Source organism: Klebsiella sp. 28 (assembly GCF_018223905.1).
Classification (GTDB): Bacteria; Pseudomonadota; Gammaproteobacteria; order Enterobacterales; family Enterobacteriaceae; genus Klebsiella; species Klebsiella pneumoniae.
Genome location: NZ_JAGRQY010000179.1, coordinates 1 through 12,230, shown reverse-complemented (window position 1 = coordinate 12,230; position 12,230 = coordinate 1). Strand labels below are relative to the sequence as shown.

Below are 12,230 nucleotides of genomic sequence, written 5' to 3'. Positions count from 1 at the left end.
TCGCCGCAGAGTTTGCCGCCGACCACCAGCCAGGTGCTGGCGGCCCGCAGCCACCTGCAGCGCAGTCAGGGAGCAACCACCCCAAAAAAGAGTGAACCGGCAGCCGCTACCCGCGCGCGGCCGGTGAATAACGCTGCGCTGGAGCGACTGAGTTCGATTACCGAGCGCGTCCAGGCTCGTCCGGCCGCGGCCGCGCTGGAGCAGGCCCCGGCGAAGAAAGAGGCCTATCGCTGGAAGGCGACGACGGTGGTGGAAGAGAGCAAAGTCGAAGTCGCCACGCCCAAAGCGCTGAAAAAGGCGCTGGAGCATGAGAAGACGCCGGAGCTGGCGGCCAAGCTCGCCGAAGAAGCGGTCGAGCGCGACAGCTGGGCGGCGGAAGTGAGCCAGCTGGCGGTACCGAAGCTGGTCGAGCAGGTGGCGCTCAACGCGTGGAAAGAGCAGGAGGGCAGCCGCGTCTGTCTGCATCTGCGTCCCAGCCAGCGCCACCTCAATTCCGCAAGCGCGCAGCAAAAGCTGGCTGAAGCGCTGGGGGTGTTGTACGGTACGCCGGTTGAATTGACCATCGTGGAAGACGATAATCCCGCGATGCGTACGCCGCTGGAGTGGCGGCAGGCTATTTATGAAGAGAAGCTCGCGCAGGCGCGCGAAGCCATTATCGCGGATAATAACATTCAGACCCTGCGTCGTTTCTTCGACGCCGATCTGGATGAAGAGAGTATTCGCCCCATTTGAATGCCAGTCTGACTGGCATTCAGTACCTTTAACGATGACTGACTGAGAGAGAAGCCTATGTTTGGTGGAAAAGGCGGCCTGGGTAACCTGATGAAGCAGGCCCAGCAGATGCAAGAAAAAATGCAGAAGATGCAGGAAGAGATCGCTCAGCTGGAAGTAACCGGCGAATCCGGCGCGGGTCTGGTGAAAGTGACCATTAACGGCGCGCACAACTGCCGCCGTGTGGAGATCGACCCAAGCCTGCTGGAAGACGACAAAGAGATGCTCGAAGATCTGGTGGCTGCCGCGTTCAACGACGCCGCGCGCCGTATCGAAGAGACCCAGAAAGAGAAGATGGCTTCCGTTTCTGCCGGTATGCAACTGCCGCCAGGCTTCAAGATGCCGTTCTGATGCAAACCAGCCCGCTGTTAACTCAGCTTATGGAAGCGCTGCGCTGTCTGCCGGGCGTCGGCCCGAAGTCAGCGCAGCGCATGGCGTTTACCCTGCTGCAGCGCGATCGCAGCGGCGGGATGCGCCTGGCGCAGGCGCTGACGCGTGCGATGTCGGAGATCGGCCACTGCGCCGATTGCCGCACCTTCACCGAGCAGGAGGTGTGCAATATCTGCAGCAACCCGCGTCGCCAGGAAAATGGCCAGATCTGCGTGGTAGAGAGTCCGGCGGACATCTATGCCATTGAGCAGACCGGGCAGTATTCCGGCCGCTACTTCGTGCTGATGGGGCACCTGTCGCCGCTCGACGGCATCGGGCCTGATGACATCGGGCTCGATCGCCTGGAGCAACGGCTGGAGGCGGAGTCGATCACCGAGGTGATCCTCGCCACCAACCCGACCGTTGAGGGCGAGGCGACGGCCAACTACATCGCAGAGCTGTGCGCGCAGTATGGCGTCGACGCCAGCCGAATCGCCCACGGCGTGCCGGTGGGCGGCGAGCTGGAGATGGTCGACGGCACCACGCTGTCCCACTCCCTGGCCGGTCGCCACAAGATTACTTTCTGAACAAATGGAGGCGGCCTTCGCCGCCTCCGCTTGAAAAATTTCCCCGCTGTCCCCATCTCCCACTCAACGGTTTTTTACCCATTTAAAATGGCATTGTTGAGGTTGAATCAGATGAAAGGACAAGAAACTCGTGGTTTTCAGTCAGAAGTAAAACAGCTTCTGCACCTGATGATCCATTCCCTCTATTCCAACAAAGAAATCTTTCTGCGTGAGCTGATTTCCAACGCCTCTGATGCGGCCGATAAGCTGCGTTTCCGCGCGCTGTCGCAGCCGGATTTGTATGAGGGAGACGGCGAGCTGCGCGTGCGGGTTTCGTTTGATAAAGGCAACCGCACCCTGACCATCGCCGATAACGGTATCGGTATGAACCGGGAAGAGGTTATCGACCATCTCGGCACCATCGCCAAATCCGGCACCAAAGCGTTCCTCGAATCGATGGGTTCCGACCAGGCGAAGGATAGCCAGCTGATCGGTCAGTTCGGCGTCGGCTTCTATTCGGCCTTCATCGTGGCGGACAAAGTGACCGTGCGTACCCGTGCGGCGGGCGACAAGCCGGAAAACGGCGTGTTCTGGGAATCCGCCGGCGAAGGCGAATATACCGTAGCTGATATCACCAAAGCCGATCGCGGCACCGAAATCACCCTGCATCTGCGCGAAGGCGAAGATGATTTCCTCAACGACTGGCGCGTGCGCTCTATCATCAGCAAGTATTCCGACCATATCGCGCTGCCGGTTGAGATTGAAAAACGGGAAGAGAAAGACGGCGAAACCGTGATTTCGTGGGAAAAAATCAACAAGGCGCAGGCCCTGTGGACCCGCAGCAAATCCGAAGTTAACGACGACGAATACAAAGAGTTTTATAAGCATATCGCTCACGACTACAGCGACCCACTGACCTGGAGCCACAACCGCGTGGAAGGTAAGCAGGAGTACACCAGCCTGCTGTATATCCCGTCGCAGGCGCCGTGGGATATGTGGAACCGCGATCATAAACACGGCCTGAAGCTGTACGTCCAGCGTGTGTTCATCATGGACGACGCCGAGCAGTTTATGCCGAACTACCTGCGCTTCGTGCGCGGCCTGATCGATTCCAACGATCTGCCGCTGAACGTCTCCCGTGAAATCCTGCAGGACAGCAGCGTGACCCGCAACCTGCGCACCGCGCTGACCAAACGCGCGCTGCAGATGCTGGATAAGCTGGCGAAAGACGACGCTGAAAAATACCAAACCTTCTGGAAACAGTTCGGCCTGGTGCTGAAAGAGGGCCCGGCGGAAGATCCGAGCAACCAGGAAGCGATCGCCAAACTGCTGCGTTTCGCGACCACCCATACCGACTCCTCCGCGCAGACCGTATCGCTGGAAGAGTATGTCTCACGCATGAAAGAAGGTCAGGAGAAGATCTACTACATCACAGCCGACAGCTATGCGGCGGCGAAGAGCAGCCCGCACCTCGAGCTGCTGCGTAAGAAAGGGATCGAAGTGCTGCTGCTCTCCGATCGCATCGACGAGTGGATGATGAGCTACCTGACCGAGTTCGACGGCAAAGCGTTCCAGTCTGTCGCTAAAGCTGACGAGTCGCTGGACAAGCTGGCGGATGAAGTAGACGAGTCCACCAAAGAAGCCGAAAAAGCGCTGGAGCCGTTCGTTGAGCGGGTGAAAAACCTGCTTGGCGACCGGGTGAAAGAGGTGCGTCTGACCCATCGTCTGACCGACACCCCGGCGATCGTCACCACCGACGCCGACGAGATGAGCACTCAGATGGCGAAGCTGTTCGCGGCAGCGGGCCAGGCGGCGCCGGAAGTGAAATACATCTTCGAACTGAATCCGGCGCATCAGCTGGTGAAACGCGCGGCCGATACCCAGGACGACGCGCAGTTCGGCGAATGGGTGGAACTGCTGCTGGATCAGGCGCTGCTGGCCGAGCGCGGCACGCTGGAAGATCCGAACCAGTTTATCCGTCGTATGAACCAGCTGCTGGCTTCCTGACACGAAGCTGAACGAGTAGCCCAGCGAGCGACGCGACGCCGGGAACGGGATAAATGCCCCGTCTGAGCGATGTGCTCAGGCGGGGCATTTCACATTGGATTGCATAAAATATCTCACCATTAACCGTTTCAGCCGCACCGCCTTCCTTGAGCCATCGCCGTTCTGGTGGTATGGTTTAGCGTTTTTGAAAAATTGAATCGACTTTTGAGGGGATTTTCGTAATGCGTATTATTCTGCTTGGCGCTCCGGGCGCGGGTAAAGGAACTCAGGCTCAGTTCATCATGGAGAAATACGGTATTCCGCAAATCTCCACCGGCGATATGCTGCGCGCGGCGGTAAAATCCGGCTCTGAGCTCGGTAAGCAAGCGAAAGACATTATGGACGCAGGCAAGCTGGTGACCGATGAGCTGGTCATCGCGCTGGTGAAAGAGCGTATCGCCCAGGAAGATTGCCGTAACGGCTTCCTGCTGGACGGCTTCCCGCGGACCATTCCGCAGGCTGACGCCATGAAAGAGGCGGGCATTACCGTTGATTACGTGCTGGAATTCGACGTGCCGGACGAACTGATCGTTGACCGCATCGTTGGCCGTCGCGTCCACGCGGCATCCGGTCGCGTATACCACATCAAATTCAATCCGCCGAAGGTGGAAGGCAAAGACGACGTGACCGGCGAAGAGCTGACCACCCGTAAAGACGATCAGGAAGAGACCGTGCGTAAGCGTCTGGTAGAATACCATCAGATGACAGCGCCGCTGATCGGCTACTACACCAAAGAAGCGCAGGCGGGCAACACCAAATACGCCAAAGTCGATGGCACCAAAGCGGTAGCTGACGTGCGCGCCGAACTGGAAAAAATCCTCGGCTGATAAAGCCTTTTCTCATCCTGCTGCGGCAGGATGAGAACTCCTCTCATTTCTACCTTTTGCTATGATTGGTTCCGTTTAGCGCCATTTCAGCTACAATTGGCTGCGATTCAAATGGTTAAGAGGCGGTAATGCATCAGACGAAAACAGGTATCTTGCTGGCCAATTTAGGCACTCCCGATGCGCCCACCCCCGGGGCGGTGAAGCGCTATCTGCGACAATTCCTCAGCGACAAACGGGTGGTGGATACGTCTCGTCTGCTATGGTGGCCGCTGCTGCGCGGCGTCATACTGCCGATTCGCTCCCCGCGTGTGGCGAAGCTCTATCAGTCCGTGTGGATGGAAGAGGGATCGCCGCTGATGGTGTATAGTCGTCGCCAGCAGCAGGCGCTGGCTGCCAGGCTGCCGGATACCCCGGTGGCGCTGGGCATGAGCTATGGTTCACCGTCACTGGCCAGCGCGGTGGATGACTTACTGGCGCAGGGGGTGGAGCACATCGTGGTGCTGCCGCTGTATCCGCAATATTCCTGCTCGACGGTGGCCGCCGTCTGGGACGAACTGGCGCGGATTCTGGCGAAAAAGCGCGCCATTCCGGGTATCTCGTTTATTCGCGACTATGCCGAACATCCGGACTATATCCATGCGCTGGCGGCCAGCGTGCGCGCTTCCTTCGCTGTCCATGGGGAACCGGATCTGCTGCTGCTCTCCTATCATGGGATCCCGCAGCGCTATGCCAACCAGGGCGATGATTATCCTCAGCGCTGTCGCGATACGACGCGGGAACTGGTTTCCGCGCTGGGGCTGCCGCCGGAGCGGGTGATGATGACTTTCCAGTCGCGCTTTGGCCGGGAACCCTGGCTGACGCCGTACACCGATGAAACGCTAAAGATGCTCGGCGAGAAAGGGACGAAGCATATTCAGGTGCTGTGCCCGGGGTTTGCCGCCGACTGTCTCGAAACGCTGGAAGAAATCGCCGTCCAGAACCGGGAAATATTCCTCGAAGCAGGCGGCAAGCAATATGAATATATTCCGGCGCTTAATGCGGACGCAGCGCATATTGAGATGATGGTCAATCTGACGGCGCCTTATCGCTGATCGCGCGCAGGGCGGGGAATATGCTACTATTTCCCGCTTGTTCCCTGTTATTTAAGCGCCACTATGAAATTTCCCGGTAAACGCAAATCTAAACACTATTTTCCCGTTAACGCCCGCGATCCGCTGCTGCAGCAAATTCAGCCGGAGAATGAATCCAGCGTCTCCTGGGTGGTCGGTATCGACCAGACGCTGGTGGATATCGAAGCGAAAGTGGATGAGGCGTTTATCGTGCGCTACGGCCTGAGCGCGGGCCATTCGCTGGTGATTGAAGATGACGTCGCCGAGGCGCTGTACCAGGAGCTGGTGCGCAACAATCTCATTACCCATCAGTTTGCCGGCGGCACCATCGGCAATACCATGCACAACTACTCGGTGCTGGCGGACGATCGCTCGGTGCTGCTTGGCGTGATGTGCAGCAATATCGAAATCGGCGGCTATGCCTATCGTTACCTGTGCAATACCTCCAGCCGCACCGATCTGAACTATCTGCAGGGCGTCGACGGCGCCATTGGCCGCTGCTTTACCCTGATCGGTGACAGCGGCGAGCGCACCTTCGCCATCAGCCCGGGCCACATGAACAAGCTGCGTCCGGAAAGCATTCCGGAAGCGGTGATCGCCGGCGCCTCGGCGCTGGTGCTGACCTCTTACCTGGTCCGCTGCAAGCCGGGCGAGCCGATGCCGGACGCCACGATGAAGGCTATTGAGTATGCCAAAAAGCACGATGTGCCGGTGGTGTTAACCCTCGGAACCAAATACGTGATTGCCGATAACCCGGCGTGGTGGCAGGAGTTCCTGCAGGAGCATGTCTCTATTCTGGCAATGAACGAAGAGGAAGGGGAAGCGCTGACCGGCTTTGCCGATCCGCTGTCAGCGGCGAATAAGGCGCTGGACTGGGTCGACCTGGTGCTGTGCACCGCCGGCCCGGCGGGCCTGTATATGGCGGGCTTCACTGAAGAAGAGGCGAAGCGTAAAACCCAGCATCCGCTGCTGCCGGGGGCGATCCCGGAGTTTAACCAGTTTGAATTCAGCCGCGCGATGCGTCACCAGGATTGCGTTAATCCGCTGCGCATATATTCCCATATCGCTCCCTATATGGGCGGCCCCGAGAAGATCATGAACACCAACGGCGCAGGCGACGGCGCGCTGGCGGCGCTGCTGCATGACATCACCGCCAATAACTACCACCGCAATAACGTACCCAACTCCAGCAAGCACAAATGCAAATGGCTGACCTACTCCTCGCTGGCGCAGGTGTGTAAATATGCCAACCGCGTGAGCTATCAGGTGCTGAACCAGCACTCGCCGCGTTTAACCCGCGGCCTGCCGGAGCGTGAGGACAGCCTGGAAGAGGCGTACTGGGATCGGTAAGCGCGTCCCTCTCCCGGCGGGGAGAGGGCAGTACATCAGCCGGTGACCACTTCGCCGGCCGGTGGCGTTTCCAGAAGCCGCAGCATGGCGCGGGCAATTTCCCGTTCGCCCATCACCACCTGATTGGCTCCGCGATCGATAATGTAGTCCACTTCGTCATCATAATGGGCGCGGGCGATAATCTCGATATTCGGACATTTTTCCCGTGCGGAAGCGACAATCTCTCCGGCCTCGTAGCCGTTAGGGATTGTCAGCAGCAGCCAGCGGGCGCAATCGAGATGCGCCAGCTCCATGATCTCTTCATTGGCGGCATTGCCGAGCACCGCGCTGATCCCGCGCTCGCGTAGCTCATCCACGCGGGTGCGCGAGGTTTCAACCACCACCAGCGGGATCCCCTGGGCCATCAGCTTCTCGCCCAGCAGGCTGCCGACGCGGCCGAAGCCGACCAACAGCGCGTGGTTGCAGATATCGACCGGCACCTGCTTCTCGTCTTCCAGGACCTCTTCCAGCGTCTGCTCGTCGAGGGTTTCGGTTTTATCGAGATATTTTTCCAGCAGGGTAAACAGCACCGGGTTGAGCATAATTGAGATGATCGCCCCGGCCAGTACCAGATTTTGTCCGGCCTGCGGCAGCAGGTTAAGCGCCATTCCCAGGCCGGCGAGAATAAAGGCAAACTCGCCAATCTGCGCCAGGCTGGCGGCGATGGTCAGCGCGGTGCGCGGCGAGTGACCAAACATCCGCACAAGGAAAAAGGCGGCTGCGGATTTACCAAAGATAATAATCGCCAGCGTCGCCAGCACCGCCAGCGGCTGTTGGACCAGCACCATCGGGTCAAACAGCATGCCGACGGAGACGAAGAACAGCACCGCGAAGGCGTCGCGCAGCGGCAGGGTGTCATGGGCGGCGCGGTGGCTGAGCTCGGATTCGTTAAGCACCATGCCGGCAAAGAAGGCGCCGAGGGCAAAAGAGACATCAAACAGCTCCACGGCGCCGAAGGCGATGCCCAGCGCCAGGGCCAGCACCGACAGAGTGAACAGCTCGCGTGAGCCGGTGGCGGCGCTGCGCGACATGATCCACGGCACCAGCCGGCGGCCGACCAGCATCATAATGGCGATAAAGGCCACCACTTTGCCAATGGTGATCCCGAGGTCGAGGGCCAGGGACGCGAAGCCGACGTTGCCTTTCTCCGCCATACCGGCAATCGCCGGCAGCAGGACCAGCGTCAGGACCATCACCAGGTCTTCCACAATCAGCCAGCCGATGGCGATTTGCCCGCGCTGGCTGTCAATCAGTTGTCGTTCCTCCAGCGCGCGCAGCAGCACTACGGTACTGGCGGTGGAGAGGCACAGGCCAAAGACGATGCCGGTCATCAGCGACCAGCCGAGGGCGGCGGAGAGCGCCATACCCAGCAGCGTCGCCACGGCTATCTGGGCGATAGCCCCGGGGATGGCGATCGATTTTACCGCCATCAGGTCTTTAAGTGAGAAATGCAGCCCGACGCCGAACATCAGCAGAATGACGCCAAGTTCCGCCAGTTCCGGAGCCAGTTTGGTGTCAGCAACAAAGCCAGGGGTGAAAGGTCCGGCCAGCACGCCCGCTAAGAGATATCCCACCAGAGGAGAAATACGTAGCTTATTGGCAATCATGCCGAGAATAAAGGCGAGCACGAGGCCGCCGACAATGGTGGTGATAAGCGGTGTTGCGTGGTGCATTCCGTCTCCTTTCCAGTGGTGTATCGGTCCATTTTGCTACCCTGTCCGGGTAATAGTTTATGACAAAAACGTTCACTTTGTTTATGAATAATTCTTGAGTTGTGCAAAAAAATGCAATTAGCCGATGAAAAGGCACAGAAGGGAAAATGGCGGGGGGAAATCGTGGAACAGGCTGATGACACAAGGGTTAACGGCGGCCAGGGTTGCACTTTGGCCGCCGAATAATCAGGCTTTTTGCCGGTTATCAGGAAGGAATATCGTCAGGAATCCCAGCAGCGGCAGGAAGGCGCAGATTTTATAAACCAGATCGATGCTGGTATGGTCCGCCAGCAGGCCTAACACCGCGGCGCCAAGGCCGCCCATGCCAAAGGCGAAGCCGAAAAACAGGCCAGAAACCATGCCGATGCGTCCCGGCAGCAGTTCCTGCGCATAGACCAGAATAGCGGAAAAGGCCGAGGCGAGGATAAAACCAATGATCACCGTTAAAATCCCCGTCCATTCAAGGCTGGCGTAGGGTAAAACAAGGGTGAAAGGCGCTACGCCGAGGATAGAGCCCCAAATCACATATTTACGCCCAATTTTATCGCCAACAGGCCCGCCAATTACCGTCCCGGCGGCAACCGCGAACAGGAAGGCAAACAGATGAAGCTGAGCGTTTTGCACCGTTAAGCCGAATTTATGCATTAGATAAAAGGTGTAATAGCTACTAATGCCGCCATATAGAAATATTTCGAGAAAATCAGCATCAGCAGAATGCCTACCGCCAGAATAACCTTCTTGCGCGGCAGCGGATTAACGATGGCCGGTTTCGGTTTGCCCTTATTCATTCGATGCTGCGCGGCATACCAGCGGCTGATTTGCGACAGCACGACAATAGCCAGCAGAGCGGCCAGCACAAACCAGGCGACGTTGCCTTTGCCGTACGGGGCGATGATCACCGCCGCCAGCAATGGGCCAAGCGAGCTGCCGAAATTGCCGCCCACCTGGAACAGCGACTGGGCCAGGCCGTGACGGCCGCCGGAGGCCATCCGCGCCACGCGGGATGATTCCGGATGGAAAACCGAGGAGCCGGTACCTACCAGCGCGGCGGCCAGCAGCACCATGCCGAAGCTACCGGCCAGCGCGAGGAGAATCAAACCGCAGAGGGTGAAGCACATGCCCACCGGCAGCGACCACGGCATCGAGCGTTTATCGGTGATGTAGCCAATCACCGGCTGGAATAGCGATGAGGTGAGCTGGAAGGTCAGGGTGATCATGCCGATCTGCACGAAGGTAAGGGAGAACTCCGCCTGCAGCAGCGGGTAGATAGCGAGAATAAGCGACTGGATCATATCGTTAAGCAAATGGGACAGGCTGATCGCGCCTAAGATGCCAAACGAGGTGCGTGCTTTTTGCGGCGGCGCAGCGGGGCCGGACAAGGGTTGAGCGGATTGGTTGGTTGTCATAGGTTCACTTCAGCGAGTTCTATTTGTTGTAGAGAATGCAGGTTGATACCCTAAATAATTCGAGTTGCAGGAAGGCGGCGACGCAGCGAATCCCCAGGAGCTTACTCAAGTAAGTGACTGGGGTGAGCGAGGAAAGCCAACGCACATGCAACTTGAAGTATGACGGGTAGAATTATTATCCGACTAACATACCTGCTGATAAGGTTTGAAGGAAGTCGCAATTCTGAAAACATATTTGTCAACGCGACTAACTCGCTATACTTTCGGCACTTGGGATTAAGTCAGGGAGTGAAGCATGCATTATTTCAAACACAGCGTAGCGCTGGCGCTATTCGCCGCTTTATCGCTGGGCAGCTTGTCGGCACAGGCCTATGAGCAGGATAAAACCTATAAAATTACCATCCTGCACACCAACGATCACCACGGCCATTTCTGGCGCAATGACTACGGCGAATATGGCCTGGCGGCGCAGAAAACGCTGGTCGATGGCATCCGGAAAGAGGTGGCGGCGGAAGGGGGAAGCGTCCTGCTGTTATCCGGCGGCGATATTAATACCGGCGTACCGGAGTCTGATTTACAGGATGCAGAGCCCGATTTTCGCGGCATGAACCTGATCGGCTACGACGCGATGGCGGTGGGAAACCATGAATTCGATAATCCGCTGAGCGTACTGCGCCAGCAGGAAAAGTGGGCTAAGTTCCCGTTCCTGTCGGCCAATATTTATCAGAAAAGCACCGGCGAACGGCTGTTCAAACCCTGGGCGCTGTTTAAGCGCGGTGGGCTGAAAATCGCGGTGATTGGCTTAACCACCGACGATACGGCCAAGATTGGCAATCCGGAATATTTCACCGATATCGAATTCCGCAAACCGGCGGAAGAGGCGAAGCTGGTTATCCAGGAGCTGCAGCAGAATGAAAAGCCTGACGTGATCCTGGCCACCACCCATATGGGCCATTACGACAATGGCAACCACGGCTCTAACGCGCCGGGCGATGTTGAAATGGCGCGGAGTTTACCTGCGGGATCGCTGGCGATGATCGTCGGCGGTCACTCGCAGGATCCGGTATGCATGGCGGCGGAAAATAAAAAGCAGGTCGATTATGTGCCTGGCACCCCGTGCGCTCCGGATCGTCAGAACGGCATCTGGATCGTCCAGGCGCATGAGTGGGGCAAATACGTCGGCCGCGCCGATTTTGAGTTCCGCAACGGCGAGATGAAGCTGGTGCACTATCAGCTGATCCCGGTCAACCTGAAGAAAAAAGTGACTTACGATAACGGCCAAAGCGAGCGGGTGCTGTATACGCCGCAGATCGCCGAGAACCCGCAGATGATGTCGCTGCTGACGCCGTTCCAGAACAAAGGCAAGGCGCAGCTGCAGGTCAAAATCGGCAGCGTGAATGGTCATCTGGAGGGCGACCGCAGTAAAGTGCGCTTTGTGCAGACCAATATGGGCCACCTGCTGCTGGCGGCGCAAATGGCGCGCAGCAACGCGGATTTCGCGGTGATGAGCGGCGGCGGGATCCGCGACTCCATTGAGGCGGGGGATATCACCTACAAAGATGTGATGAAGGTCCAGCCGTTCGGCAATGTGCTGACCTATGTCGATATGAGCGGCAAGGAGGTAGTGGATTACCTGACCGCCGTCGCGCAGATGAAGCCGGATTCCGGCGCTTATCCGCAGTTTGCCAACGTCAGTTTCGTGGCCAAAGACGGTAAGCTGAACGATCTGAAAATCAAAGGCGAACCGGTGGATCCGGCGAAGACCTATCGGATGGCGACGCTGAGCTTTAACGCCACCGGCGGCGATGGCTATCCGAACATCGCCGATAAACCCGGGTATGTGAATACCGGCTTTATCGATGCCGAAGTGCTGAAAGAGTATATCGAGAAGAACTCGCCGCTGGATGCCGCCGCCTATGAGCCGAAAGGCGAGGTGAGCTGGCAGTAAGCCTGGACTTCAGGTTGGCTATTTCCCCGGTGGCGCTACGCTTACCGGGGCTACAAGTTGGGTATCCCGGATAAGGCGCGTGCGCCG

At 58.1% G+C, this 12,230-nt stretch carries 9 protein-coding genes, 1 pseudogene and 1 other annotated feature; of the genes and pseudogenes, 8 read left to right on the top strand and 2 right to left on the bottom strand.

The window, feature by feature from the left end; all coding sequences use genetic code 11:
- The 7 genes from KHQ28_RS24565 to KHQ28_RS24535 form a co-directional block, all read left to right on the top strand.
- On the top strand, positions 1–732 hold a 732-nt coding region (locus tag KHQ28_RS24565), incomplete at its 5' end, for a DNA polymerase III subunit gamma/tau C-terminal domain-containing protein (RefSeq protein WP_323131618.1).
- Positions 65–129, top strand: a sequence feature (DnaX frameshifting element). (Overlaps the previous gene by 65 nt.)
- Positions 733–789: 57 nt before the next feature.
- The gene (locus KHQ28_RS24560; RefSeq protein ID WP_002892173.1) at positions 790–1,122 is read left to right on the top strand and encodes a YbaB/EbfC family nucleoid-associated protein; all 333 of its coding nucleotides are present in this window, start codon (positions 790–792) and stop codon (positions 1,120–1,122) included.
- A complete protein-coding gene (recR, locus tag KHQ28_RS24555) occupies positions 1,122–1,727 on the top strand; it encodes a recombination mediator RecR (protein ID WP_002892177.1) in 606 nt (201 codons plus the stop codon). Before KHQ28_RS24560 ends, recR begins: the two co-directional genes overlap by 1 nt.
- A 111-nt stretch (positions 1,728–1,838) precedes the next feature.
- Positions 1,839–3,713 carry a molecular chaperone HtpG gene (gene htpG, locus KHQ28_RS24550; RefSeq protein WP_211777713.1) on the top strand — a complete coding sequence of 625 codons (1,875 nt, stop codon included), beginning with the start codon at positions 1,839–1,841 and terminating at the stop codon, positions 3,711–3,713.
- Between the two features lie 221 nt (positions 3,714–3,934).
- A complete protein-coding gene (gene adk / locus KHQ28_RS24545) occupies positions 3,935–4,579 on the top strand; it encodes an adenylate kinase (RefSeq protein WP_002892184.1) in 645 nt (214 codons plus the stop codon).
- Between the two features lie 128 nt (positions 4,580–4,707).
- Entirely contained in the window at positions 4,708–5,670 is a 963-nt protein-coding gene (gene hemH, locus KHQ28_RS24540; RefSeq protein WP_002892189.1) for a ferrochelatase, read from the top strand.
- A 63-nt stretch (positions 5,671–5,733) separates the two neighbouring features.
- Positions 5,734–7,038 carry an inosine/guanosine kinase gene (locus KHQ28_RS24535; protein WP_002892192.1) on the top strand — a complete coding sequence of 435 codons (1,305 nt, stop codon included), beginning with the start codon at positions 5,734–5,736 and terminating at the stop codon, positions 7,036–7,038.
- A gap of 35 nt (positions 7,039–7,073) precedes the next feature.
- Here the strand turns inward: KHQ28_RS24535 and ybaL are convergent, their stop codons facing one another.
- Both ybaL and KHQ28_RS24525 read right to left on the bottom strand, forming a co-directional pair.
- Complete coding sequence (gene ybaL, locus KHQ28_RS24530) at positions 7,074–8,750, bottom strand: YbaL family putative K(+) efflux transporter (RefSeq protein ID WP_002892195.1); 1,677 nt, start codon at positions 8,748–8,750, stop codon at positions 7,074–7,076.
- Between the two features lie 225 nt (positions 8,751–8,975).
- Positions 8,976–10,195: pseudogene (locus KHQ28_RS24525) on the bottom strand (MFS transporter).
- A 295-nt stretch (positions 10,196–10,490) separates the two neighbouring features.
- Here KHQ28_RS24525 and ushA point away from each other — a divergent pair.
- Positions 10,491–12,143: a bifunctional UDP-sugar hydrolase/5'-nucleotidase UshA gene (gene ushA, locus KHQ28_RS24520; protein WP_004191627.1), complete on the top strand. Its 1,653-nt coding sequence runs from the start codon at positions 10,491–10,493 to the stop codon at positions 12,141–12,143.
- Positions 12,144–12,230: the final 87 nt, after the last annotated feature.